Consider the following 24,683-nt stretch of genomic DNA (forward strand, 5'->3'; position numbering starts at 1 on the left):
TTTTTAGCCGATCAGGCAAGTCCCCATCAGCTTGTCACCCCAGTACAATTCAAACGAATCTCCTGATACGGTAGAGCCTACACCTTCTGGTGTTCCTGTGAAAATCACATCGTCTTTACCCAGCCCGTAACGCGCAGCGATAAAATCGACAATTTTTTGGAGCGAAAAAATCATATTTTTAACATTACCTCGCTGAACTTCAACACCATTTTTTAAAACCGTGAAATCCGTTCCTTCCAGCTCTTCCTTGTCAGGAAACGCAATGTAAGGTGTGAGTGGAGCAGCGTTCTTAAAGCCTTTAGCTGGAGTCCAAGGCAGACCTTTCTTCTGCAGATCATTATGCACATCACGCAGTGTGAAATCCAGTCCCAGAGCCATAACATCCACCAGATCCTCCACGCTCATACCCGGTACATAATCACGCGCGATCCGTAGCACAAGTTCTCCTTCATAATGAACCTGACCTGAATCCTTTGGAAGCTGAATGACTGCTTTATCGAGGGAAACCGCCGCATGTGAGGGCTTCAAAAAAATGAGTGGCTCTACGGGGACATTATTTCCTAATTCCTCCGCATGTAGCTTGTAGTTCCGTCCAACACAATACAAATTATTAACAGCAGCGCACACAGACAATCAGCTCTCTTTCCCATCGAATTGGATTATTTATACTTTTAGAAATGTATCGCCCCAGATATCCGGACGGTTTGTACAAATCATTATATCAGAATGCATATCTGCTAAGCGACGCATCTCTTTTCCTTTGTTCACTGTCCAAGCCATAATCTTCACACCTTGCTCCGCCAAAACCTTAGCCAATCTAGGATTTAAACGCGAAAAGCTAATCGACAAAAGAGAACACTCCAGTTCATGCAGCCTTCGAGCAGGATTACCAAACCTTGAATCAAAAATTAAGCCTGTACGAAAGCGGGGGTCTATTTCCTTGATTTTTTTCAACACATCTGTGTCAAAAGAGGTCAAAATCACGTCGTCCCGCATGCCTTTAGAGGAAATAAGATCCGTCACCTTCTGTTCGATGCCAGGATACATATTGCCCACTGTTTTCAGTTCAATATTGAGACGAAGTCTACCGGAGGCTAAAGAGAGCACTTCTTCCAAGGAAGGCACCCGCTCTCCCCGAAAAGAACGCCCTTTCCAGCTACCCGCATCGAGACGCCGGATATGTTCCCAATCCATATTCCTCACCTTACCATGACCATTGGTTGTACGGTCCAGTGTAAAGTCATGAATGACAACAGGAACACCGTCCTTGGAGAGCTGGACATCCAATTCCATCCAGTGTACAAAAGGCATGGCAATGGCCATCCGGATCGCTGCTAATGTATTCTCCGGAGCTTTACCGGAAAATCCCCGATGGGCAACACATAAATTGTTCATCATAAGGACCTCCCAGGAACCCTATTTTCTAACTTGAGTCACTTTGCCGTCACTGTTGATCTTAACTCGACCAGCAGATAAAGACTCTATTTTTTTCAGCAAAAGCTGTCCGTTCACCTGATTCATGGGCACGGGCTGAGCTAGCTCAGCAGTCATAGGCTTCAGCTGTAATGAACATTGACCTTTTTTACTACATTCCGCCTGAAATACAGCAGTTTCCCAAGTGGCAGGTACCGTTGATCTCGTAAAAATAAAATTACCAGTGCTGTAGGCGATCCACTTGCCTTTGTACGGCTCCACACCTTGCAATACATGTGGGTGACCACCAATGACAAGATCAGCTCCCGCATCGACAAAGCTACGTCCAAGGGTCTGCTGAGTATTATCGAACTGCTCTACCCGTTCTTTACCCCAATGGACAACTACGACAACCAAATCAGCTTTTTGTTTAGCTGCAGCAATCGCTTTAAGTCCTTCTCTACTATCATATACTGAAGCAAGCCCGGGTTTATTTTTTCCCGCCATCCAATCAGATGCAGGAATCACCCGTGTGAACCCCAGCAAGGCGATCTTAATCCCTTTACGCTCAAAATATTGCGCTGAGAATGCTTCTTTACTATTGAGTCCAGCACCAACATAAGGAATGCCTCTTTCCGAGAGATGACTCAGCGTGTCTCGCAGGCCTTCCTCCCCTTGATCAAGCGTGTGATTGTTCGCCATATTTACTGCATCCACTCCGGCTGCTTTAAGAGCATCTAGTGCTTTGGGCGAGCCTTTGAATACGTATTGCTTATTAGCGGCGCCAACCCCACCCGTGGTCACAGGAGTCTCCAGATTCACAATCGTAAGATCATCCTTCTTGAACATTCCATCGAGCGCGGCATACGAATAGTCGTAACCTTTCTTTTCGAGCAATTCCCCGGCTTTCCCCGAAAAAATAACATCTCCACCAAAATTCAAGGTCACTGTATTGCCAGAAGCCTGGTCATCTGACGGAAGTCCAGACACAGAACCACCATCTGCGACTTGGGAGCTACCTTCCTCTGGCGAAGGGGTCTCAGTTGGTACAGGCGCCTGTGTTTCAACATTTTCTTCTTTCTTTGGCTCTGGTGTAGGTGAAGCTTCCGGAGTTACCGTTGGAGAAGGGATGGGAGACTCCGTGGCTTCAGGCGTTGCAGTCACTATAGGTGCTGTCTCCTGAGCAGTACTATCAGGCGTAGGCGAAGCCGTCATTTGCGCCACTGGAGGTGGCTCAGAACTTCCCTTGAATCTGTCATCCATAAAACTATAGCTGAGCGCCACAATAATCATCAGAAGTAGACCTGCATTGACCCACATCCAGGCCGTTCTGCGCTTACGTTTGCTCTTATGTTTGTTCTTCTGTCTAGAACGCGATCGCGGCGGATACATTGTTTCTATGATCTCCTCTACTCTCAAATTGGTTCTATTATAGCATACCTAGCACCTGTCCCTCCAAATACGAGAGTCCAGTAAAATAGTATAATCTAATATTTAAACAAAAACGGTGAAGCAAAAAAAATCTTCGCTTCACCGTTCATTATATAATTCTAGATCTCCCGTAAATGAACAATTAATTCGATATACGCTTTGCAGCGCTTTGTGCTGTAAGCTTAGCCTGCTTAACACAATCGGGCATTGCCACTCCATCATATCCAGCTCCAAAGACATATATCCCAGGAAGTGTGGTCTCAAGCTCCCTATGGAATTTAGAAAGATTGTCAAGATGTCCAACAGGATACTGTGGCATCGAATGTTCCGAACGAGTAATTTCCGTAAATATAGGTTTCGCTGTAATGCCCATGATCTCTCGTAAATCCTTACTCACTAGCTCCGTAAGAGCCTCATCTGGAAGGTGAACATTCTGCTCATCTCCGGAACGGCCTACATGACAGCGCATAAGTACTTTATCATCTGGACTCGTATGCGGCCACTTCGTTGACGTCCATGTACAGGCAGTAATATTGCGCCCTTCCTTACGTGGCACAAGAAAACCTGCTCCAGCATCATCAATTTCGATATCCTTCTTGTCGAAGGCCATGACTAAGTTCGCAACCGATACATAAGTTACCGCATCGAGTGCTGAAACATCCACATGTGGACGCAAAAGTTCGGCAGTAAAAGAATTTGGTGTGGTGATATATATTTCATCCGCAAGCAGCCGTTCGCCACTTTCCAGTTCTAGCTCATAACGAGAAGCATTAGTTCCTGTAGCATGTATAGAGACCACCGCAGCTTCAGTTCGCTGTTCTACATCATGCAGTTCATGAATCAAGCCATGCACGAGACTTTGTAGTCCTTTTCGAAATGTCAGAAAAGTGCTGTTCTTTGTGCTCGTATTTGTCTTGGAGGAATTCTGTTCTTTAATGATTCCACGAATAAGACCACCATACTGCCGCTCTACTTCTCCAAATTGCGGAAAGGTAGCCTGTAGGCTGACTTTGCGTAAATCCCCAGCATACATACCGGCTAATAGCGGTTCGGTCAAATTCTCCATCACTTCAGTACCTAAACGTCGCTCAATCAGCTGTCCGAGGGATTCATCGTCATTACTCCGCTTAGGAGGAAGGATCAAGTCCATCAGCGCGCGTATTTTGCCACCGAATGAAACCAGAGCACTTGATAGAAATGGCTTTAGTTCAGTAGGAATTCCAAGCACAAGACCGGAAGGCATAGGATGAAGCTTGTCACGCTGTAGTATATAGGTCTTCTCTGCCTTTGGATCTGTGTTCACCAGCTCGTGATCTAGCTCTAATTCCTTAGCCAATTCAATCATCTCTGTTTTGCTAGCTAAAAAAGAATCCGGACCCTTCTCAATCACAAATCCATCCCGGTGCAATGTTTCGATCTTCCCGCCAAGAGTCTTGTCTTTCTCTAGCAGTACAATATCAGGTTTCACACCAGCTTCTTTGTAAAACTTACGAATGTAAAAGGCGGCGCTGAGTCCACTCAGCCCACCGCCTATGATAACAATTCGCCTAGAGGGACCAGTCATGACTGACCGGCCGACATTTGATTCAGTCTTGTACGAACAACATCGCTCAATACGGACATGTACGCAGGATCGCTGTTTAATGATTCAATCCGCATAAGACGCATATCCAGCTCTGAAGCTACGGCTGTTGCCTCGATATCAAGGTCATACAGCACTTCTAAATGATCGGATACGAACCCGATCGGTGCCACTAGAACATACTCTACCTGTTCCTTGCTAAGCTGCTGAAGTGTATCCAGAATATCTGGTCCAAGCCATGGTTCAGCTGTCCGTCCTGCGCTTTGCCACGTAAACTGCCAATTGGTTATCCCCGCTTGATCTGCAATAGCCTTTGAGGTCTCCAATAGTTGATCTTTATAAGGATCGCCCATAGCTAGAATACGCTCTGGAAGACTATGCGCGCTAAATAATACCCTTATCTCATCGCGAGTAGCGCCTGCTTCGATATATTGATCTATTTTCGCAGTTACTCTCCGGCCTAGAACATCGATCAATACTGGGTGCATATGGTAGCTCTCCACAAAACCCATGTTGATTTTACATGCATCAGCCTTTTCCTGAGCACGTTTAATGTAGCCACCCACGCTCATGCTTGAATAGTGAGGGGCAAGCACAACACCAACCGCTTGGGTAATGCCGTCCTTCGCCATAGCCTCGACGCCGTCCTCAATAAACGGATAGGCATGCTTCAAACCCTGATAGCAGACAAATTCAACATCCGCCCCAGCTTTATCCGCGTTTAATGCTGCCTGTAATGCAGCTACTTGACGGTCTGTGTTCTCCCGCAGCGGGAATACACCCCCGACGATCGCTTCATAGCGATCTGTTAATTCTTTAAGCTGCTCCGCTGTCGGCGGATTACCTCGCCGAATATGAGTGTAATATGCTTCAACGTCTTCTAAGCTTTTAGGAGTGCCATACGACATGACGAGAACACCTATTTTTGCTGTCACGGATTCCATCCCCTTATAGATTTAATAGGCTATTTTTAAGAACGCAGTTTGGCTGATTCTTTCAATACTTCCTGTGAATATTCGTGAATATATACCGTTAATTCTCTAAGCTTATCTAAAGAAGCCTCCGGGAATAAGCCGTGACCCAGATTGAAGATATATCCCGGCTCTTGTACCCCTTCATCAATTAACGCTTTCGCTTGCTCCTTCAAGACGTCCATCGGCGCTGTAAGTAAATACGGATCCAGGTTGCCTTGAATCGCAAATTTCCCACCGGTTCTGCGGCGACCTTCGGACAAGCTCACACGCCAGTCCACCCCGATTACATCCGCTTGAAGCTTCGTAAGACTCGGTAGCAATTCGCCAGAGCTTACGCCAGGAAAGTATATTTTCGGTACATCAAGATCGGATAATTCGGAAAAAATACGAGAAACCGTCGGTAACACATACTTTTCAAAATCGCGAGGCGCAAGGGCACCGACCCAGCTGTCGAACAATTGAAACGCTTTTCCACCACTACGCACGTGACTGCGGAGGTAAGCGATAATCATATCGCCGAGCTTGTCCATTAACATTTCCCAGACACGGGGTTCACTGTACATTAGCTCTTTAGTCCGAATATATCCTTTGGAAGGTCTGCCTTCGATCAGATAGCTGGCAATTGTAAACGGTGCGCCTGCGAAAGTAATCAAGGGCACGTCCAGCTCCTTATCCAGAATAGCAATCGTCTCCAAAATATGTCCGAGATCGCCTTCAACATCAATGGGCTTCAGTCTCTCGACATCTGCTGCAGAGCGAATCGGATTCTCGATCACAGGGCCAATATCTTTGACGATATCAAATTTCACACCGATAGAAGCGACCGGATTCATAATGTCTGAATACAAAATGGCCGCGTCCACACCTAGCTTACGCACAGGCATCAAGGTTACTTCAGCCGCCAACTCAGGCTGTTTGCAGATTTCAAGCAATGAGTACTTTTCCTTGATTTTACGGTACTCGGGATCATAACGGCCGGCCTGCCGCATGTACCATACGGGAACGTGCTCCGTATCCTGCTTTCTGCAGGCGCGGATAAAAGTGTCGTTGTAGGTCATGATAAGATCTCCATTATATTTTATAAGATTTTTTAAAATAAACGCTTACCGTCCTAATAAGGACGCCGATGGCGTTTATGCTTGATCGGCATACTTACTATTATGCCCTTTTTAAAAGGTTGTAACAAGCAAAACGAAGATCGTGGAATGACAATCCTATGACATTACTATGACATGTATTGCACTTTTGAAGCTAAAAAAATGATATACTGATAAAATGTCTATTTTTCTGTGAATCATTTATTTTCTGAAATTCTTTGAAAGGAAGTGAAAGCACTTTGAAGAAATGGGAGACATGGAAGGTCAACCTCTTAGTGCTTTGGTTCGGACAATTCTTGGTAAATGCCGGAATGACGATGATTACACCGTTCCTGACCTTGTATCTTGCTAAGGATCTTGGAGTTCAGGGTGAGCATGAAATTGGAATTTGGGCGGGCCTTATTTTTGCCGCAAACTTTTTAACTTCTTTCATTTTCCAGCCACTATGGGGAAAACTTGCTGACAAATATGGACGTAAAATCATGCTCCTGCGCTCCAGCTTTGGCATGGCTATCGTTATGGTGTTGATGGGCTTCGCACAATCCCCTATGCAGCTGCTTTTACTGCGACTGCTAAACGGTACAATCTCCGGCTTCAATCCCGCTTCCATCGCACTCGTTTCGGGTACTACTCCGAAAGCACGTATGGGATTTTCGATGGGGCTGATGCAGTCGGGTTCTGTTGCAGGTACCATCCTTGGACCACTTATTGGTGGTTTTCTTGCTGATTTAATCGGATTTCGTCCGATCTTTTATGTCGTTGGCGCCTTGCTCTTCATCGCCTCTCTGCTGGCATTATTTCTCGTTAAAGAGAAATTTGATCGTGCAGAAGCCGCACAGGAGCCACAGGTGTCAGTAATGGAAGGCTTGAAGGAATTGATCAAGATCCCTCAGCTCCCGGCGCTGTTTGGTGTAACCTTTTTGCTGCAATTTGCAATGATCAGCCCCATGGCCTTGCTGCCACTGTATGTTGAAAAGTTAAATGGGCCTGCTGAGAATATAGCCTTTTTAGCCGGAATGGTCAGCGCAGTTACAGGGATCTCCAACATGCTGGCTTCCCCCTTGCTCGGCAAGCTGAGTGATAAAGTCGGCGCACACCGCATTCTGACCTACGCGTTAATCGGGGCCTCGCTATTCCTGATTCCGCAAGCATTCGTTACTAGCGTGTGGCAGCTAATTATTGTCCGTTTTCTCATGGGGATTTTTATGGGCGGCCTATTGCCCAGCGTTAATGCGCTTATCCGGTCTTATACCCCTGACGGGAAAGAAAGCCGCGCATTCGGCTTCAACGGCAGCACATTGTCACTGGGCAATATGCTGGGAGCTATCATAGGCGGCTTTCTATCTGGTTATATTGGTATTGAGGGACTGTTTATCATCTCCGGAAGCTTGTTGCTGTTGAACACCGTATGGGTCCGGGTAAAGCTATACAAAGCTACTCCGCCACGGCTATTTCGCTAATTTTCTGCTATTTCACCATTGCCAACGCCAGTCCATCATAGGCTGGCAGACAAGTGCTGATCAGACGGTCATCGGTGGCGATCATTTCATTGAAATGCCGTACAGCCAGAATGGCAGGTCCATTTCGATCTGTATTTAGCGTCCGTCCGCGGAGAAAGATATTATCACCAGCAATAATCGCGCCTGGATTAGCCATCTTGATGGCATATTCCAAGTAATTGGTATAGTTAATCTTGTCTGCGTCGATAAAGAAGAAATCGAACTTAGCTCCCTCTTCGTTCAGTGCCTTCAGGCTGTCCATCGCGGGTCCGATTCTATATTCCGTAGAATCCCCGAATCCGGCCAGTTCTAAATTACGGCGAGCAAGCTCGGCATAATCGGCCCTCAGCTCTAGTGAAGTCAGCTTGCCACCTTCAGTAAAGCCGCGAGATAAGCAAATCCCGCTGTAGCCGCCAAGTGCGCCAATCTCCAAAATACGCGTGGAGCGAGACAGTCTAACAAGCATAGTGAGTAGTCTTCCGTACCCCGGCTCGACAGACACCTCCGGCATCCCCGCTTGGACGATAGCTTCTTTTACCTGAAGCAGGATTTCGTCCTCGGTATAAAGTTGTTCACTGTATTCTTCTTGGGTAAGCATAAAGATTCTCCTTTGATGATCCCCCGTTTTCTCGAATGAAGGGATGACGGGGAAGATTTTATGGTTTATGGAATGCCGGGCATTGTGAAGTGTCCCGCATTCCCCTATACTTGTATGGATGCTTTTCTTATGGTATTGGCTTTTCTTATTGTACTGGCTTTTTGTATTTATCTACAAGTTAAACGGAGTTGAGAGTATTTGAGCAAATTACAATTAATCGCTACTGCCCCTATGGGATTAGAAGCTGTAGTAGCGCGCGAATTAAACGAACTGGGTTATGAGACCACGGTCGAGAATGGTCGTGTATTGTTCAGTGGTGATTATATCGACATCTGTCGCTGTAATTTATGGCTGCGTACATCCGACCGCGTATTAGTAAAAATGGGTCAATTCCCCGCTAAAACCTTCGATGAGTTATTTGAGGGTGTTAAAGCGCTGCCTTGGGAAGACTGGATTCCCGAGAATGGAGAATTTCCGGTTGAAGGACGATCCCATAAATCACAACTAACGAGTGTACCCGCTTCCCAAGGGATTGTCAAAAAAGCTATCGTCGAGAAGCTGAAGCTCTCCTATCATACGGACTGGTTCCCAGAGAACGGACCTCGATATGTGATCGAAGTGATTCTGTTAAACGATATCGCGCTTATCACGCTAGACACCACCGGACCTGCTCTTCACAAACGCGGATACCGCAGACAGGCTACAGAAGCGCCACTGAAGGAAACGATGGCAGCCGCTTTAATCCAGCTTAGCCGCTGGAATGGCCACCGTCCGCTATATGATCCATGTTGTGGTTCGGGAACATTGTTGATCGAAGCCGCGATGATCGCTTGGAATATCGCACCGGGACTACGGCGTTCCTTCCCTTCAGAACATTGGCCAGTCATCCCTAAGCATCTGTGGGAAGAAGCTCGCGAAGAAGCTTTCGATGCCGTACGAGACGATTATCCATTGCAGCTAACCGGCACGGATATCGATCCTGCTGCTATAGAAATTGCTGAAGCCGCTGCTAAAAGCGCCGGCCTATCCGGAGAAATAACCTTCACCGTGATGGCTGCCGCCAAAGCAAGACCCCAAGGCGAATACGGCTGTATCATTACCAACCCGCCATATGGTGAACGGATCAGTAATGATAAAGAGGTGGAGAAGCTGACTCGCCAGTTTGGTGAAATGATGCTGTATCTACCGACTTGGTCATTCTTTGCAATTAGTCCTTATAAGGAATTCGAACAATATTACGGCCGTAAAGCGGACAAGCGTCGCAAGTTGTATAACGGACGTATTGAGTGTCAATATTATCAATACTTGGGTCCACTTCCACCTAGAAATCCAAAATAATTCGGAAGACAATTACGCCAAGCATAAACGCCTTCGGCGTCCTTAAAAGGACGGTAAGCGTTTATGCGAGAAATATAAGAACGGACATCTACCTCGATTGAGGACGGTGTCCGTTTCTTCTTACATACTCAACTTCTGCGCTAGGAGGCTTTAACGTGTCACGAGATCCATTTAGTAGGAGCAGCTCATCCATAACGGATAGAATGATCACCATTGTCCGCTCCCGTTATATTGGTTACATCCTTTTTCTTGTCCTTATGCTCGCTAAGCTAATGTTTCTTCACAGCGGCCTGCATGCTCCTAATATTGATATGAACCGTCTCGACAAGCTCATTGCTCTCGGTTCAGTTATGCTGTTATCATTTTGGGTGTTATGGCTCCCCCGACGTGGACAAACCATAGCCTTGATAATCATAAACGTGCTCCTGACATTACTTATTTATTCTGATATTGTCTACTATCGCTACTTTCAGGATTTCATCACCGTTCCCGTTCTTTTTCAAGCCGGACAGATGGATGCACTTGGCGGAAGTATCTTTGCACTACTCCGTCCCTCTGATCTCTACTTGTTCGCGGATTGGCTGATATTTCTGGTTTACACCATTTGGGTAGTGTTATTCCGTCGGAACACGCCTGCCTATAATAATGGACAGCCTTCCTATTATGCTCGCACAAGTCATTTTCGTCCCTCTTCACGCTTAATGAGAGGACTAAGACGGAGCGTTAACGGAGTCGTTGCATTGATATTAGGCTGTATTCTGACCTTTGGCCCTATCCACTCTTACGCCACTACGTGGGCCAAGGGTTTATTCACTGGTAACTGGTGGAGCTTGGCGATGTATAACGTTACTGGACTCATTGGATTTCACGGTTATGATATTTACTTGTATGCCAAAGATCATTTAGGCCCGCAGCCTGAGCTTTCACAAAAGGAAGCCAGCTCCATGAAGCTCTGGTTCAATGAACACAATGCTGAGCAAAGTGCTCTTAACGACAGCTTTGGAAAATACAGCGGAAGCAACATCGTTGTTATTCAGGCCGAAGCTTTTATGAATTTTGTAGTGGGACGATCGATCAATGGACAAGAGGTCACACCTAATTTGAACGCTCTAATCAAAGAGAATACCTACTTCAGTAATTACTATCATCAGACCTCACAAGGACGAACCTCCGATGCGGATTTCGCCTCGAATGGTTCACTGTATCCGCTGGTCTCCGGCTCAGTATTTGTCCGTTACCCGGATCATCAATTTGACACGTTACCTGCCATTTTGAAGTCCAAGGGCTATAGCAGCAATGCCTTCCATGCGTATGAAGGAAGCTTCTGGAATCGGCAGATTATGTATAAGGCGATGGGGTATGACCATTTTTATAGCAAAAAAGACTTTAAGATCGACGAGCCCCTAGGCTGGTCATTGGGAGATAAATCATTCCTGCGGCAGTCCCTAAATATTATGGATTCTGTAGAATCGATCCAGAAGCCCTTTTACTCTTTTTTGACTACACTATCTAGTCATCACCCATATTCTCTCCCTGCGGCTAAGCAAGGGCTTGATACCGGGGAGTTTAAAGGTACCATCTTCGGAGATTATTTGCAGGCTGTTCATTATACAGATGAAGCTCTAGGTGAATTGGTGAGGGATATGAAGCAGCGTGGGTTGTGGGATAACACGATCCTTGCCTTTTATGGTGATCATGATAACTCTATCCAAGAAACCTCTTATTACGAACAATTTCTTGGTAAAAGCTTAAGTAAGCTCGACATGCATCAAATCATGCATCAAGTTCCATTACTCATTCATCTGCCGGGTAATAACACCTCGGTGATTGATTCTAATCCGGCTGGTCAATTGGATCTCACACCTTCCTTACTCCATCTGCTTGGAATCTCACAAGATCCTTATTATCTCATGGGTAATAATCTGTTCAGTGGCAAAGAGCGACTTGTGACACTGCGAACCGGTGCCTTTGCCGATGCGAAGCGCTCCTATCTTCCAAGTGAAAATGGACAATTCAACAGCGGCACCTGTTATAGCCTCGACAGCCGCGAAGCCATTGACGTTGCGGGGTGCAGTACCGGGTTCGAGACAAGTAAGCAACGACTGCAAATCTCAGACGATATCATGAAATACGATGGCATCCAGATGCTTCGAAAGGAAGAATCTGCACCATAAAAACTTCATTTATAAAACAAAAAGCCCTAAACTCCGTCATCAACACGGGTTTAGGGCTTTTTAAGTTGATGGATAAGACCTCTGTATTATTTCTGAACGGCCGGTTGCTTGATAAAAGCTTCTACCTTCTTCAACACTTCTTCCTCTGTTGGAGCACTCACATAACGACCATTAACATATACAAAGGCCCGTTTGCCACATGGACCACAGTACGACTTACAGCCGACCTTGATCTCTGCATCAGGCGCCATCTTTTGCAGTTTGGGTATGATACTCTTCAATTTCATAAAATTACATTCATCGCACACTTGTATATCGTTAGCCATGGAGCAACCCTTCTTTATGTCCCAAATTTAAGGCGAAACGTTTAGTGATCGCCGTGATTACCTTTAGACGGATTAGTAATAACAAAACCTTCTTCAGGAAGATATAAATAATCAACGACCACACCATCAAGGAGCGGTTGATTCGGATCAAGAATAACATCGATTTCTTTATCTGTCGAGACTACAACATCATTCTCATTAGGCGTGTCCAAATCCAGTCCGTAGTGAGCATGATCACCGTGAGCATGCGTAATCGCTACGCGAAGCTTCAACTCGCTGTTTCCTTCAAGTTCCATTTGTTTCTTTATCACTTTAGCCGCATTGCGGGTAATTTTGACCTTCATCTATCATCCATCTCCTAGTACTTAAATTAAATACTCAATTACCTATTTTAAAGGTAATTGATATCTAAAAGCAACTATATTAACAAATTAGATACACAATCCGAGGTAGATCTCACTTCACTGCCTCATTTTCCGGCCTGAAGTGCCGGGTATTTTCGTCCCATCCGTGACACGAACCAGCCCATAAGAAGCATCGTCACACCAATATCATCGATCGGTAAAAAAGGCATAAAATCCGGCAACACCCAATAGAGCAGCACTGGGATTGTGAATAAAAGCTTGTCCCCTATTGCGACTTTAGGGGAGATCACATATCGCCAGGAACTACTGAAGATAGTAGACCATTGTTTCAGTGACAGCAGTTTTTTCAGTTTCATAGTGACCCTCCTCCCAAGTAAAAAGGATACAGCCGCGGATAACGTGTAGTGACGACAGCGGCCATACCCTATGGTTTATGTTACGCAAGTTTACTGTAATTGTTTCATAATTATTTCACATTGGATAGTATCGTTCCCAAAATTAGACCCGTTTCTAGCGCCATATCCTCAAAATCTGCCAGTGGCAACGGATTTTTGCCGATCCCCAGCTCAACTGTAAATCCTGGTTTGCGAAAGGTCTGGATGAACCAATCCTTATACCCGGCATCGCTGCCAGTTAATTCGACTGCACGATAGCTGCTCGCAGCGGCCAATCGTGTTGCTAATTCGCGGCTTTCGGGAGGCTCATATCCCCGGTAATTCCAGTAGATCTCTCCTCCTTGGCTATGCAAAGACACTGCAGCTTCTCCGGGCGCGTTCTCAGCAAGTACCGCTAGAGCTGCTGCCTCAGGTTCACTTAACGCCTCAGGACCACTGTAATCACGTGGAGAGGGCAGGGTTACACCACGTCGTTCCCGTTCCTCTTCCCAATGAGCAGGGAACTGATCCCCGAGATCCACACCGCGTATATTGGCCTTCCAATGGCGAAAACTCCGCCGTCCCCCGTTCCATTTCATAAGGTCCTCATAATAAGGGTGGCCTGGTAAAACGCCCTCCTGCACTAACTCCACGCCGTCAGGGTTAGCCATGGGTACAGCCCATAGGGTCCAATTATTGTACCATTCCTCTGGACGATGACCATTCCATGCCAAACCTTTAGCATAAGCTGCTGCATACTCTTCTATGAACGACATCAGGCAAGGCGAGGTCAGCCATTCATTAGCATGTAGAGCCGCATTAACATGCAAATGGCGGGTTCCATTGCCTATTTTAAGCACATGAATTGGCTTGCCGAGCACACTGTTGCCAATTGGATATGCTTGAATAAAAGGATATTGTGCAATCAGGCTGCTGATATCGTTCTCAACATCAACCGGACCGTACTCTCCACGTAAGAATACCACTCGCTCTGGAATCGGAGGCGGAATGACGAGCACTTTTCCCGGTGTACAAAAGCGCCCTGAGGACACACCTGGATTAAGCTTCTCCAAATCATCTAAACTCACATTGAATAATGAGGTTATGCGTTCAAGATCGTCCCCTTCCTGCACCGCATACCTTTTACGCGGCGAAGACGGCAGGAATAAAACCTGACCCGGATATAAATAAGACTGTCTCCCAACCCATGGATTGCCTTGAATGACATGCTCAGGGGTTAATCCATGCAGGGCGGCAATTCGGCTTACGGTATCTCCCCTGCTTGCAATATATTGTCGCATTAGGTCTCATCCTCTCGGCCTTAAATTGCTGATACGGTGGATACAAAAATAGCAGCAAACAGCACTTAACTCTATTGTATGCAAGAGCCACTACCCTGCATGAAGGAGAAATGAATCACAAGAAAATAGGCTGGGAATTATGCTTCCCAGCCTATTTTATCTTTCACTCCGTAGAGTTTGTCCCTATTCAATTCAACATTGCTCTGCTTATAACGTGGATACTTGCCATACTACTGGGGTGCGTTTAATTTGTTCTCCAAGCCAGTCTCGGGCAATTCGCTGAAACATTTCAGCATCACCACTGCAGAAGAACTGATGAATTGGACTTTCATCCCCGATGGACAGCTTGCCTTTATCGTATAAAATCGTGCTGATCTCACGAGCTGTCTCATCTGCGGAACTGATCAGTTTGACTCCCGGTCCCATGGTCTCTCCAATAGGCTCAACAAGAAATGGGTAATGAGTGCATCCTAAAATTAAAGTATCGATGTTATTATCTTTAATGCCTTCCAATGCCTGCTCTACAATTTCATAACTTTTCTCTGAGCGGAACATGCCTTGCTCAACGAGTGGGACAAGCGCCGGGCAGGCTTGACTTACAACCTCAACAAAAGGAGACAGCTGCTTTAGTGCGTTAGTATAAGCCCCGCTGCCGATGGTTCCTATTGTACCGATCACGCCGACATGTCCGCTTTTGGTCGCGCTAATTGCAGCACGGGCTCCGGGATGAATCACCCCAATGACAGGAATAGAGACCTTGGCTGAGATATAATCGAGTGCCGCTGCTGTTGCGGTATTACAAGCGATAACAATCATTTTAGGATTAAACTGGATCAAATAATCTACAATTTGTTCTGTAAACAGTGTTACTTCCTCGGTCGAACGGGGTCCGTACGGAGCTCGGGCCGTATCTCCGAAATAAATGATTTTCTCCCGCGGGAGCTGCCTCATCACTTCTTTGACAACTGTTAGCCCTCCCACACCTGAGTCTAATATTGCAATAGCTTGCTGCACGAACACACCGCTTCCTTCTACTTGTTTTGTGTAGCTTATGTAAGCCGAAAACAAAATGTACCTGACTTTCAGCCCCAATTGCAGATATTACTCCTTTTGGACTCTTAGTTCAAGCCAAGACTTTTGCCATCATTTAACAGGTCTATAAGAATGAAATAAAAAAGCCACCTTCCGCCCAATGCGAAAAAGCGGCTCTATTAAAAGAGAATAAGTACTTTTTGACCGTAAAACCAAACACTCCATCCACTGTTTCATTATGCGATTTCGTTATTGTCCTTGTCATCTAGCTGAGCTTCTTCAAGACTAGCTTCTTCACTGCTTACTTCTTCATTTACAGGCGATACCTCTAACTCCGTTACCTCTTCCAAAGTGGCCGCTGCCTCTTGAATCGTTTCTTCCGTAGCAATTCCACTTACTGCTACAGTAGCAGTATCTTCTTCTACAGCATTCGAACATGATTTGCTCCATTCGCGAACCTCATGGACTACATGACCTATAGAATCCTTAGCTTTGTCATACAGCTCAACGCTCTTGTCTCCAGCCTGCACGGCAATTCCCTGCACCTTTTCAATGCCAGCAGCTGTTCCTTCCGCAATATCCTTGCGCAGCTCTTTACCTGGCTTAGGCGCGAACAGAAGTGCTGTCACTGATCCAACCACACTTCCGACTAAAGCTCCCCATAACAAACCTTTTGTGTCCTTTTTCATCGTTTCATCTCTCCTTTAAATTCATTGCTCCCCGCTCTACCGGGCTAATGCCTATATCTGCTATATCATAAGCAGCAGGAGTTTGTCTTGTGACTAATTATTACGACTTTTCAGAAGTTTTGTCTGTTACATTTTTGGGTGCAATTGCGTATCGGCAGCATTGTCCGCCTTCTGCCATACATTCACTTCGTGTAACCTTAGCATCCAGCAATTCCTCAAATAGGCTATGCTCGCATTGACAAGCTTTACGATACTGAGTAGCCACCTGGCGAATCGGGCAGTTGTATTCTTTTATGACATACGAACCATCCTCTTCTCGGTTCCACTCCGCCATATATCCACCAGCGTTTTGGATCGACGATAACTCAGCTACTCGCTCTTCCAAATTCCGGCGTTCCATCATCGGTGCATACTGGGTGAGCATCCGGCGACGGCGTCCCTCAAACAATGTATTAACAGCTTCCAATCCACTGCCATAATCCAATTCACGCAAAAGCTCCAAAGCCAGATTATGATAACTTTTTGGAAAATACTCTTCGGACTTCTCCGTTAAAGAATACATATGTAAAGGCCGCCCCATCGCTTGCCGAACCACTTTTGTCTTAGCAAGTCCCTCCTGCTCCAGCTGAAGCACATGACGGCGGACACCCATCTCAGTAATTCCCAATTCTTCTGCCAGCGCGCCGATGGTCAGTGGTCCTTTCGTCTTCAGGAGCGTCATTATCAAGTGTCTTGTCGATCCATTTTCCTGCCCCATCTTCATCATAAAGGAACCCCCTCTCTTTCACGGCTACCGCCTATTTTATATGATTCTATCTTATGCTATTATAGCGTTACACCGGACCCAAGTTCCTGATCCAAATAATTCCCTACTTCAACAGCAAACTTCTCTAGCACCTCTGAAAGGATTGGTGTGAGCGGGTGTAGTGCTTCTCTTTCCCAGGCAAAATAATCCTGCACGAGCGGCTTACGAAGTGCGACAAGCTCTATTAATCGCTCGTAGATCTCACTTTTACCTAGTACTTTTTCTTCATGTATAATTGAAATGATATCCTCATAACTTCCGGCATCACGCATAATAAAGCCGTCAATCAGACAACTACCAACGTCCGTAACCACCTCTATCGCCAGATGAAGGCAGCGTTCTTGTATTAGTCCGGTTAAAGTATTGCCATCCCATGAAGCTGTTACAGTCCGAAGACCTGTAGTTATATCTGGGATTTGAGCAAGAATGGTTTCGATTTGTTTGCGGTTGACATAATACACAGCAATACCCCCATGTCAAAAATAGTTAGAGAAATCTGCATTATCCCTACTTACCGCGTTTGCCGCGGCGTTTCAGCCAAAAGAACATAATGAAACATGCCGCAAGAAAAACGACCAAATAAGTTAACGCTTCCATCGGATACTCGAGCTCACGCATTCCTGTCACCGCTTCCGGTATAAAATGATGATGCTTGTTAATCAGCAGATCGCTTAGATTACGTAATCCACAGCAATTGAAAGTTCTTTAACTTCATTAATATGAGCTATAACTTCCTTATGCGCCGGATGAACCTGATAAGCCTGTAAATCATCCAGTGAAGCTACCACCGTAACTAGAGCAATATCAAAGGATCGATCAGAATGAATGATATCAGCACCCACTTCAATCGAAAGGAGCTGCGGGATTTTACCTTCCATATTTCGCAGTACGGCTACCGTTGCCGCAACGCTTTCTTCGGACCGGTCCTTCAATTTAAAAAAAACAATATGCTTGATCATTCTATCTCGCTCCCTGTTGTAATATTGTAATTAGATATTAAAAATATATCATAAGCGTACGCGTTCTGGAAGAAACTTAAAAAGTGATGTCAGAAATAGCAGCATTAACCATTGCCGATGTATATGAAAGTGTTGTAGTATATTTTTAAAAAATCGGAGGAATTATGCCTAGTAACCAACAAGAAACTCATAATATCCAGGCGTGGTCTCTGATCAACCGCAAATATCTTGGACAAGGCGTTCGTGTAAAAAGATTCCGCCGTCCAAAGCGCAGCCAGATTAGAAACCGTGTGTTACTTGCTGTATTGATGGCTAAGGATATCAAACTTTCACGACTCGCAGAAGATCTTGGTATATCCTCTCGCAGCGTAAGCGCCTGGGTATACGAAGGTCGTATCCCTTCCAACAATAACATTGACAAGACCTGCCGCCTACTCGGGTACCCGCCCCACATTTTGTTCAATGAAGCACTGATTCGTCAGAGTCCAATTGTATGTCAACCAACTCCTTCACGATTTATGAAAAGAAGTATTACCAGTTCGCCTCGCAGCAATGTGATTCTAACCGGCCTCTGTATGGTTTACGATTTTTCCGTAACCGATGTAAGTATTTGGATAGGTGTTCATCCCGGGACGTTTCGAAAATGGCTGCACAGCAGCCATCTGCCTACCCCTGCTCTGCAGGAAAAAGCCGAAACCTTCTTCCGAATTCCACGACATATTCTATTTGCAGACTGCGGAACGCTCTAATGTGATCCTATCGCTTAATAAGTTCAAGGCCAGCCCTTCTTCCTTAATTAGGAGAAGGGTTTTTTGCCATATTTTTTTCTTAAAAAAGGGTCATACTACTGTTTAGGTACATTGTTCAGTACTAAAGAACGGAACAGGAGGCGTAAGATGAGACTTGACGGAATACTATCTGAAGGCTACACCGATACTTGGGACGTGGCCCCCGGTGTCATCGGACTACGAACCATGTTCGTAAATTGCGCATTCATCGGCCAGCCCAATTCGGACTGGATCATTGTAGATACGGGACTTAGCTCTTACACAAACAGAATTATAGATTATGCTAAGGAGAAGTATGAGAAGCCTCCGGTGGCAATTATCCTGACTCATGGGCATTTCGACCATATCGGGGGTGTGAAAAAGCTTATTGAGGAATGGAATGTACCCGTGTATGCTCACCCACTAGAGCTTCCTTATCTAACAGGTAAAGCGGATTATCCTCCAGCCGATCCGGCCGTAGGCGGCGGGCTGATGAGTATGGTGTCCTCATTATTTTCACATCATGGTATCGACCTTGGATCAGCCATACATCCTTTACCCGAAGACAGAACCGTCCCCGGAGCAAAGGGCTGGAAATGGATCCATACACCTGGACATAGTCCTGGACATATTTCACTATTCAGACCAGAAGATAAGGTACTGATTGCTGGTGACACCTTTCTTACAGTCAAACAAGAGTCCGTATTCGCAGTAGCTACCCAGCATCAGGTGGTGCACGGCCCACCCTCTTATTTCACGACGGACTGGGAAGACGCGGAAAAGTCGGTCCGCACACTTGCGTTGCTAGATCCTCATATCGTTCTCTCTGGACATGGGGTGCCTATGGAGGGTGAAAAATTATCTACTCAGCTTGCTCATTTATGCAAGAATTTCAAGGAAATGGCGTTGCCGGGTCAAGGGAAGTTCGTGTGATTTCCTTGCGGGGTCCCATTTTGCTAAAATAGCCAATGCGCCCCCGCATCATTCAAGACTACACTCTATACCAATATTGATATATCTCCTTAAATCCGAGCTTGTCGTACAAAGCTGAAGCTCCAGTATTAGCTTGTACAACCTGCAAAAAAGCGGTTGTTGCACACTGCGTCTTGCCCCAATGTAGTAATGCAAGCAGCAGTTGTTCCGCCATACCTTGTCTACGCTGATCGGAAGCAGTGATAATATCAAAGAGACCTATGTAGCCGTTCTGAATAACACCCAGACCACAAGCGGTAGGAACGCCATTGTTAAACAACAGAATATAGCCCTGCTGCAAAAGACAAGCGGATAACATTCTAGTTAAGGTGCTCCGATTGTCTTTTGAGAGCGCAGAGAGCTTTGTAAATGCATTTAACCACTCTTCAGTTAAGCTCTCCTGAACTTGTATCTCATATCGAAGATCAGGAGTAGCTAATCTCTCCAGTTCTAATAGCCTAACAGATGATGGCTCGACAACTGTGTAACCACGCTCCGCTAGCGCCTCATCCAGGTTCGCAGGCTGGATATACGGCGTTATTTTAAATACTGGCTTTAATCCAGCATCCTTATAGTACTGCTCAGCAAGCTTAATTTGGTTTGTAAGATCCACAAGAGAGCTTTTTTCTCCGTATAACGGATTGACCGAATTAGCTCTTTTCGTATATCCAGCTGCTGTGCGCAGAACCCAGCCATTCAGGAGAACACTCTGCTCCGCTGGCCAAGTATTAAGTGTGATTTCTTCAATTGCTTTATACAAGTTATCTCCTCCTTATTAGCCATGTTCCCGCTTGTTACGCATCGCTGGCAGCAGCTTCACTGCTTCATCAGCATACGAAATATAATAGTCATATTCGGGAGACTCCTTACCATAAATGGCTATTTTCCCCTCATGGTTGTAATGTACACCCCAGCCGAATCGCTTCGGAAGTAGAGAGGCTCGCAGGCATGGATGGTTTCTAGAGAATAGCTCCTTCCATATTTCTTCCCTACGGGTCACACGATCTTCTAGCGGAATTTGTTTATGGCGTACATGAACCTCAAACAGAAGCTCTTCATGATTGTATTTGTAAGGCTCATTAATAAGCAGCTCATATTGAATCACATGCGCAGGCGGGAGTGTACGGCAAGACATCGGCGGTATTCCCGTTTCCTCAGGACAATCCTCTGCTACACGTATGAAAGTGTTTGTATAACTCATGGGCATCACCTCTATTTTTAATTGAAATATATTCCTTCTATGATAATTCATAGTCACTATAATTGCACAGCAAAAATCCGGAACCTCAACCTCCTGGATTCCGGATTTTCATCTGAATTTCTATTCCTCAGCCACTGCCGCAAGGAGTTCTTCAACAGGCCACGGAAGTGGATTATTAAACGTTGTCCAATCCTGCTTCAACTCATCTTTCGTCAACAAACATCGATCCAATCTCGCTTCGATTTGTGCTGAGTCCATACTAACACCGATAAACACGATTTCATTCATTCGATCGCCCCACCGCTCGTCCCACTTGGCTTTCATTTCAGGTTCGCTTTCCAATACCTCCTGCTGCTGATCCTCAGGCATTGTAGCTAGCCAGTAGCCGGCAGGTCCGAACTGAATCGAGGGTCCAGCCTGGCTGATACTTGCTGCAAGATCACCCTCTGCGGCAACCCATACAATCCCTTTCGCTCTGACAACTTCCTCCGGCCAATGACTAAAGAAAAAGCTTAACCTTTCCGGATGAAAGGGTGTTTTCCTGCGATAGACAAAAGAAGATATTCCGTATTCCTCCGTCTCAGGCGTATGTGTCTCCTTGTTAAGCTCCGTAATCCAACCGGAGGACAAGCTTGTTTTTTCAAAATCAAACAATCCAGTATTAAGAATCTCCTTCGGATCTACCACTCCGTTAACCGTACAGATCAGCTTGGCTGTCGGCTGAAGTTTGCGAAGCACAGCTTCAAGCTTGTTAAGCTCTTCTTCTTCTAGCAGATCACACTTATTAAGCAATAACACATCACAAGTCTCGATCTGATCAATGAGCAAATCCACAATATCGCGATAATCGTCTTCACCAGCCGTTTGATTACGATCGATCAGACTATCACCAGAAGAGAAGTCATACCAGAATCGGCCAGCATCCACAACGGTCACCATCGTGTCCAATTGAGCGAGTGAAGTCAAATCAATATCCAGTTCTGGGTTCGCATAAGTAAAAGTCTGTGCCACCGGAACAGGCTCGCTAATGCCAGATGATTCAATGAGGATATAATCAAAACGGCCTTCAGCTGCCAGCTTTTGTACTTCGACAATCAAATCGTCGCGGAGTGTACAGCAGATACATCCGTTAGACATTTCCACTAATTTCTCTTCCGTTCTAGAAAGCACATTACCTGACTTCACCAGGTTGGCGTCCACATTCACTTCACTCATATCGTTAACGATAACAGCAACCTTCAAGCCTTCACGGTTGTGCAAGACATGATTTAGCAGTGTTGTTTTTCCAGAGCCCAAGTAGCCACTTAGCACCGTAACGGGGATTTTTTTCATTCCGATCACTCCTATCATTGATTAGCATTTATGTTTGGCATTTATAGCTCTTACCGGGTTTCGCGGTGTAATGTAACTCTTTTCAGACGTGGACAATATTTCTTCATTTCCATACGTTCTGGGTGATTTCGCTTATTCTTGGTAGTTGTATAGTTACGATCTCCTGTCTCCGTGCATGCCAAAGTAATGATTACTCTCATTGTTCCATCTCCTTTTTTAAATCGTAATAATTACGATTAACATATCGTACACGTTTTATTCACAATCTGTCAACTATGATCTTGTAAAAATCCCAACTCTCTTAATTTTGTGGTCTTTCTTGCGAACAAATCACGTATAGATGGAAATATAAAAATATGATTCTTGTATTTCCAAGAGAATCAGGCAGGAGTGGAGATCATGAAGATACCAGTAATTATTTTGAGCGGGTTTCTGGGGAGCGGGAAGACAACTCTGCTGTTGTCCCTGCTGAAAGAGAGCAAGGTAAGGGGTCTGAACCCTGGCGTAGTTATGAATGAGCTGGGAAAGAGAGATGTAGATGGGTATATTCTGCAGGAGCATACGGGTGCAACCGTGACTAAGCTACTGGACGGATGTGTATGCTGTAGCCGTAAAGAGGATTTGGCAGACAGCCTACTGGTACTGCTAAGAGGACGCCCCGATGCTATTTATATCGAGCTTACTGGCGTCGCGAATCCGGAAGAAATCGCCAAAACATTACAAGAATCCGCTCTTCAAGAAAGGGTCGAATTGCATTTTACGATCACCTTATTGGATGCAGAAAACGCCTTGGAATATAACAGCAGACTCTCCTCTGACAAACAGCTGGTTCGTACGCTTCGCAAGCAGCTGTCCACCGCTGATCTCATTGTCGTTAATAAGAGCGATCTTGTAGAGCCTGAAACCTTATGGCGAATTGAAAAAGGTGTCCGAAAACAAAATACAGAGGCTGAAATCGTATATACCCATTACAGCGAAATCAACCTTTCACCGATATTATCAGGAATCACCCCACGTAAAATCATCGCTCCCGCGCCACAACGAGCACCTCAAACCTTTAAAGGCGCAACTCTTAAACAAATGAATTCAGAACAGGGAGCTACAGCAGTAAAAGAACGGCAAGAAGAGCCCCACGCTTCTTTTTCCCAAGTGACCGCCATCACGTTAACCATTCCGCAAGCAGGGACTATAATGCCTTCCAAAGAACGGCTAGAGGCTTTCTTTCAAGAATGGGGTGACAACCTGCTCCGTGCCAAAGGCCATATCCTTTTGTCCGAACAGGAACCGGTTCAACTTGTCCAATATGCCGGAATGCGTACAAGCTGGGAGGCATCACGTTACCCTGGAATGCCTTATGTGGTATTCATCGGGATAAATTTAGATGAGGAACTGCTGGCAGATCGGTGGTCCACCTTATTCGAACCTTGACTACCCTTTCCCCTTTAAAACTACTGCCGCTGCTTCTGCCGATCTCATTCCTGATTATCATTGGTTTTATATGGGTGCCAAATCACCTGGAGCTACTAGACAACGCGTACATCGACACGTTCAAAACCGGCTTTATCGGGATTTTGCTAGAAGCCTTGCCGTTTGTGTTAGCAGGAGCTTTATTATCCTCGCTGCTTCGGGTCTTTATCCCAGATGAAATGATCTCCCGCTGGATTCCACGGCAGGCGCTTCCGGCCATTTTATTCGCTTGCCTGCTCGGAATTATTTTTCCAGTATGCGAATGTGGAATGATCCCTCTCGTCCGCCGACTAATCCATAAGGGGATGCCTGTCTACGTGGCGATCGTGTTTATTTTATCCGGGCCCATCCTAAATCCAGTCGTCTATGGAGCAACACTGACGGCATTTCGCAACCACTCAGAACTGGCCTATGCCCGGATGGGTCTAGCTTTTGCAGTCGCCTGTATTATAGGCTTGATTATCTATGCAACGGTGAAAAAGTCCCCGATACGCCTTAGCGTTCAGTGGGAAACCGATAACACTCATCATAATAATTCTCGTGGAGGAAAGTTAGCCGCCGTCTTCGTGCATACCTCGGATGAATTTTTTGAGATGGGAAAATACTTAATCATTGGCTGCCTATTGACCGCTGGCATTCAGACGTTTATGGTTCAGGACAGTTTGGCTGCGATCGGAGATAAGCCGCTCGGGTCTTATTTTTTCATGATGGGCCTGGCATTTGTGCTTTCGCTCTGTTCCACCTCAGATGCCTTTGTAGCTTCCACCTTTGTACATTCTTTTCCAGCAGGAGCACTGCTCGCTTTTATGGTATTTGGGCCGATGTTAGATTTCAAAAATTCATTGATGTTACTCTCGCTGTTTAAGACCAAATTCGCTCTTTATTTGTTCTTTCTTATCTTTTCGAGCGTATTTATCGGAGCCGTACTCATGTCCTTATGGCTGTAATCATAGAGGTGGCAAGCAGATGCTTACCCCATTGTTAGGA

Annotated in this window: 27 protein-coding genes; 7 read left to right on the forward strand and 20 right to left on the reverse strand. The window is 45.6% G+C overall.

Annotation, left to right across the window (positions count from 1 at the left end):
• Positions 1 to 3 precede the first annotated feature (3 nt).
• From ACQKMP_RS04485 to hemE, 6 genes are all read right to left on the reverse strand, one after another.
• Positions 4 to 627 carry a fumarylacetoacetate hydrolase family protein gene (locus tag ACQKMP_RS04485; protein WP_042186808.1) on the reverse strand — a complete coding sequence of 208 codons (624 nt, stop codon included), beginning with the start codon at positions 625 to 627 and terminating at the stop codon, positions 4 to 6.
• 36 nt (positions 628 to 663) lie between these two features.
• The gene (locus tag ACQKMP_RS04490; RefSeq protein WP_427469210.1) at positions 664 to 1,395 is read right to left on the reverse strand and encodes a glycerophosphodiester phosphodiesterase; all 732 of its coding nucleotides are present in this window, start codon (positions 1,393 to 1,395) and stop codon (positions 664 to 666) included.
• 21 nt (positions 1,396 to 1,416) lie between these two features.
• Positions 1,417 to 2,805: a CapA family protein gene (locus tag ACQKMP_RS04495; RefSeq protein WP_427468887.1), complete on the reverse strand. Its 1,389-nt coding sequence runs from the start codon at positions 2,803 to 2,805 to the stop codon at positions 1,417 to 1,419.
• Positions 2,806 to 2,986: 181 nt separating this feature from the next.
• Positions 2,987 to 4,408, reverse strand: coding sequence for a protoporphyrinogen oxidase (gene hemG, locus ACQKMP_RS04500; RefSeq protein WP_427468888.1), 1,422 nt, complete (start codon positions 4,406 to 4,408; stop codon positions 2,987 to 2,989).
• Positions 4,405 to 5,361, reverse strand: a complete 957-nt coding sequence (gene hemH / locus ACQKMP_RS04505) for a ferrochelatase (protein ID WP_427468889.1) — start codon at positions 5,359 to 5,361, stop codon at positions 4,405 to 4,407. Before hemH ends, hemG begins: the two co-directional genes overlap by 4 nt.
• Before the next feature lie 35 nt (positions 5,362 to 5,396).
• Positions 5,397 to 6,458, reverse strand: coding sequence for a uroporphyrinogen decarboxylase (gene hemE, locus ACQKMP_RS04510; protein ID WP_427468890.1), 1,062 nt, complete (start codon positions 6,456 to 6,458; stop codon positions 5,397 to 5,399).
• Positions 6,459 to 6,736: 278 nt separating this feature from the next.
• Between hemE and ACQKMP_RS04515 the strand changes: the two genes are divergently transcribed.
• Positions 6,737 to 7,957 carry an MFS transporter gene (locus ACQKMP_RS04515; protein ID WP_042126273.1) on the forward strand — a complete coding sequence of 407 codons (1,221 nt, stop codon included), beginning with the start codon at positions 6,737 to 6,739 and terminating at the stop codon, positions 7,955 to 7,957.
• Positions 7,958 to 7,964: 7 nt separating this feature from the next.
• On the opposite strand, the gene ACQKMP_RS04520 is transcribed toward ACQKMP_RS04515, so the two are convergent.
• A complete protein-coding gene (locus ACQKMP_RS04520) occupies positions 7,965 to 8,594 on the reverse strand; it encodes an O-methyltransferase (protein ID WP_427468891.1) in 630 nt (209 codons plus the stop codon).
• A 198-nt stretch (positions 8,595 to 8,792) separates the two neighbouring features.
• On the opposite strand from ACQKMP_RS04520, the gene ACQKMP_RS04525 reads away from it, so the two are divergent.
• Entirely contained in the window at positions 8,793 to 9,932 is a 1,140-nt protein-coding gene (locus ACQKMP_RS04525) for a THUMP domain-containing class I SAM-dependent RNA methyltransferase (protein WP_042186795.1), read from the forward strand.
• A gap of 203 nt (positions 9,933 to 10,135) precedes the next feature.
• Positions 10,136 to 12,106: an LTA synthase family protein gene (locus ACQKMP_RS04530; RefSeq protein WP_427469211.1), complete on the forward strand. Its 1,971-nt coding sequence runs from the start codon at positions 10,136 to 10,138 to the stop codon at positions 12,104 to 12,106.
• A gap of 86 nt (positions 12,107 to 12,192) precedes the next feature.
• Here the strand turns inward: ACQKMP_RS04530 and ACQKMP_RS04535 are convergent, their stop codons facing one another.
• From ACQKMP_RS04535 to ACQKMP_RS04575, 9 genes are all read right to left on the reverse strand, one after another.
• Complete coding sequence (locus tag ACQKMP_RS04535; protein ID WP_042126265.1) at positions 12,193 to 12,432, reverse strand: DUF1450 domain-containing protein; 240 nt, start codon at positions 12,430 to 12,432, stop codon at positions 12,193 to 12,195.
• Between the two features lie 41 nt (positions 12,433 to 12,473).
• Positions 12,474 to 12,776: a HesB/IscA family protein gene (locus tag ACQKMP_RS04540; RefSeq protein ID WP_042126263.1), complete on the reverse strand. Its 303-nt coding sequence runs from the start codon at positions 12,774 to 12,776 to the stop codon at positions 12,474 to 12,476.
• Between the two features lie 125 nt (positions 12,777 to 12,901).
• Entirely contained in the window at positions 12,902 to 13,153 is a 252-nt protein-coding gene (locus ACQKMP_RS04545) for a hypothetical protein (protein WP_076283188.1), read from the reverse strand.
• 110 nt (positions 13,154 to 13,263) lie between these two features.
• On the reverse strand, positions 13,264 to 14,472 hold the full coding sequence (locus ACQKMP_RS04550; RefSeq protein WP_379422184.1) for a M14 family zinc carboxypeptidase: 1,209 nt from the start codon (positions 14,470 to 14,472) through the stop codon (positions 13,264 to 13,266).
• Between the two features lie 207 nt (positions 14,473 to 14,679).
• The gene (racE, locus tag ACQKMP_RS04555) at positions 14,680 to 15,486 is read right to left on the reverse strand and encodes a glutamate racemase (protein ID WP_042193608.1); all 807 of its coding nucleotides are present in this window, start codon (positions 15,484 to 15,486) and stop codon (positions 14,680 to 14,682) included.
• Between the two features lie 254 nt (positions 15,487 to 15,740).
• Positions 15,741 to 16,193 (reverse strand): YtxH domain-containing protein, encoded by a 453-nt coding sequence (locus ACQKMP_RS04560; RefSeq protein ID WP_052404235.1) that lies wholly within the window; start codon positions 16,191 to 16,193, stop codon positions 15,741 to 15,743.
• 100 nt (positions 16,194 to 16,293) lie between these two features.
• The gene (locus ACQKMP_RS04565; RefSeq protein WP_042186789.1) at positions 16,294 to 16,959 is read right to left on the reverse strand and encodes a helix-turn-helix transcriptional regulator; all 666 of its coding nucleotides are present in this window, start codon (positions 16,957 to 16,959) and stop codon (positions 16,294 to 16,296) included.
• Positions 16,960 to 17,018: 59 nt separating this feature from the next.
• Positions 17,019 to 17,459, reverse strand: a complete 441-nt coding sequence (locus ACQKMP_RS04570) for a DUF86 domain-containing protein (protein ID WP_042186787.1) — start codon at positions 17,457 to 17,459, stop codon at positions 17,019 to 17,021.
• 210 nt (positions 17,460 to 17,669) lie between these two features.
• Complete coding sequence (locus ACQKMP_RS04575) at positions 17,670 to 17,957, reverse strand: Dabb family protein (protein ID WP_042126253.1); 288 nt, start codon at positions 17,955 to 17,957, stop codon at positions 17,670 to 17,672.
• A 164-nt stretch (positions 17,958 to 18,121) separates the two neighbouring features.
• On the opposite strand from ACQKMP_RS04575, the gene ACQKMP_RS04580 reads away from it, so the two are divergent.
• Positions 18,122 to 18,706 (forward strand): helix-turn-helix domain-containing protein, encoded by a 585-nt coding sequence (locus tag ACQKMP_RS04580; protein WP_076283191.1) that lies wholly within the window; start codon positions 18,122 to 18,124, stop codon positions 18,704 to 18,706.
• A gap of 147 nt (positions 18,707 to 18,853) precedes the next feature.
• Positions 18,854 to 19,657, forward strand: a complete 804-nt coding sequence (locus ACQKMP_RS04585; protein WP_042186783.1) for an MBL fold metallo-hydrolase — start codon at positions 18,854 to 18,856, stop codon at positions 19,655 to 19,657.
• Between the two features lie 58 nt (positions 19,658 to 19,715).
• Here the strand turns inward: ACQKMP_RS04585 and ACQKMP_RS04590 are convergent, their stop codons facing one another.
• From ACQKMP_RS04590 to rpmG, 4 genes are all read right to left on the reverse strand, one after another.
• Positions 19,716 to 20,456 (reverse strand): GNAT family N-acetyltransferase, encoded by a 741-nt coding sequence (locus ACQKMP_RS04590; RefSeq protein ID WP_427468892.1) that lies wholly within the window; start codon positions 20,454 to 20,456, stop codon positions 19,716 to 19,718.
• Between the two features lie 15 nt (positions 20,457 to 20,471).
• A complete protein-coding gene (locus ACQKMP_RS04595; protein ID WP_081382746.1) occupies positions 20,472 to 20,897 on the reverse strand; it encodes a DUF6157 family protein in 426 nt (141 codons plus the stop codon).
• Between the two features lie 120 nt (positions 20,898 to 21,017).
• Complete coding sequence (locus tag ACQKMP_RS04600) at positions 21,018 to 22,229, reverse strand: GTP-binding protein (protein WP_427468893.1); 1,212 nt, start codon at positions 22,227 to 22,229, stop codon at positions 21,018 to 21,020.
• A 50-nt stretch (positions 22,230 to 22,279) separates the two neighbouring features.
• A complete protein-coding gene (rpmG, locus tag ACQKMP_RS04605; RefSeq protein WP_076283195.1) occupies positions 22,280 to 22,429 on the reverse strand; it encodes a 50S ribosomal protein L33 in 150 nt (49 codons plus the stop codon).
• Positions 22,430 to 22,628: 199 nt separating this feature from the next.
• Between rpmG and ACQKMP_RS04610 the strand changes: the two genes are divergently transcribed.
• Both ACQKMP_RS04610 and ACQKMP_RS04615 read left to right on the forward strand, forming a co-directional pair.
• Positions 22,629 to 23,657 carry a CobW family GTP-binding protein gene (locus ACQKMP_RS04610; protein ID WP_042186776.1) on the forward strand — a complete coding sequence of 343 codons (1,029 nt, stop codon included), beginning with the start codon at positions 22,629 to 22,631 and terminating at the stop codon, positions 23,655 to 23,657.
• Positions 23,658 to 23,731: 74 nt separating this feature from the next.
• On the forward strand, positions 23,732 to 24,643 hold the full coding sequence (locus tag ACQKMP_RS04615) for a permease (protein ID WP_331281428.1): 912 nt from the start codon (positions 23,732 to 23,734) through the stop codon (positions 24,641 to 24,643).
• Positions 24,644 to 24,683 lie beyond the last annotated feature (40 nt).

This window comes from Paenibacillus sp. NPDC101420 (genome assembly GCF_050277435.1).
Classification (GTDB): domain Bacteria; phylum Bacillota; class Bacilli; order Paenibacillales; family Paenibacillaceae; genus Paenibacillus_AQ.

Bases quoted from the DNA above. Each gene is read 5' to 3' on its own strand.
- ACQKMP_RS04490 (WP_427469210.1), bottom strand. From the start codon at position 1,395: ATGAACAATTTATGTGTTGCCCATCGGGGATTTTCCGGTAAAGCTCCG.
- ACQKMP_RS04495 (WP_427468887.1), bottom strand. From the start codon at position 2,805: ATGTATCCGCCGCGATCGCGTTCTAGACAGAAGAACAAACATAAGAGC.
- hemG (WP_427468888.1), bottom strand. From the start codon at position 4,408: ATGACTGGTCCCTCTAGGCGAATTGTTATCATAGGCGGTGGGCTGAGT.
- hemE (WP_427468890.1), bottom strand. From the start codon at position 6,458: ATGACCTACAACGACACTTTTATCCGCGCCTGCAGAAAGCAGGATACG.
- ACQKMP_RS04520 (WP_427468891.1), bottom strand. From the start codon at position 8,594: ATGCTTACCCAAGAAGAATACAGTGAACAACTTTATACCGAGGACGAA.
- ACQKMP_RS04530 (WP_427469211.1), top strand. From the start codon at position 10,136: ATGATCACCATTGTCCGCTCCCGTTATATTGGTTACATCCTTTTTCTT.
- ACQKMP_RS04535 (WP_042126265.1), bottom strand. From the start codon at position 12,432: ATGGCTAACGATATACAAGTGTGCGATGAATGTAATTTTATGAAATTG.
- ACQKMP_RS04540 (WP_042126263.1), bottom strand. From the start codon at position 12,776: ATGAAGGTCAAAATTACCCGCAATGCGGCTAAAGTGATAAAGAAACAA.
- ACQKMP_RS04545 (WP_076283188.1), bottom strand. From the start codon at position 13,153: ATGAAACTGAAAAAACTGCTGTCACTGAAACAATGGTCTACTATCTTC.
- ACQKMP_RS04550 (WP_379422184.1), bottom strand. From the start codon at position 14,472: ATGCGACAATATATTGCAAGCAGGGGAGATACCGTAAGCCGAATTGCC.
- ACQKMP_RS04560 (WP_052404235.1), bottom strand. From the start codon at position 16,193: ATGAAAAAGGACACAAAAGGTTTGTTATGGGGAGCTTTAGTCGGAAGT.
- ACQKMP_RS04565 (WP_042186789.1), bottom strand. From the start codon at position 16,959: ATGATGAAGATGGGGCAGGAAAATGGATCGACAAGACACTTGATAATG.
- ACQKMP_RS04575 (WP_042126253.1), bottom strand. From the start codon at position 17,957: ATGATCAAGCATATTGTTTTTTTTAAATTGAAGGACCGGTCCGAAGAA.
- ACQKMP_RS04580 (WP_076283191.1), top strand. From the start codon at position 18,122: ATGCCTAGTAACCAACAAGAAACTCATAATATCCAGGCGTGGTCTCTG.
- ACQKMP_RS04585 (WP_042186783.1), top strand. From the start codon at position 18,854: ATGAGACTTGACGGAATACTATCTGAAGGCTACACCGATACTTGGGAC.
- ACQKMP_RS04595 (WP_081382746.1), bottom strand. From the start codon at position 20,897: ATGAGTTATACAAACACTTTCATACGTGTAGCAGAGGATTGTCCTGAG.
- ACQKMP_RS04600 (WP_427468893.1), bottom strand. From the start codon at position 22,229: ATGAAAAAAATCCCCGTTACGGTGCTAAGTGGCTACTTGGGCTCTGGA.
- rpmG (WP_076283195.1), bottom strand. From the start codon at position 22,429: ATGAGAGTAATCATTACTTTGGCATGCACGGAGACAGGAGATCGTAAC.
- ACQKMP_RS04610 (WP_042186776.1), top strand. From the start codon at position 22,629: ATGAAGATACCAGTAATTATTTTGAGCGGGTTTCTGGGGAGCGGGAAG.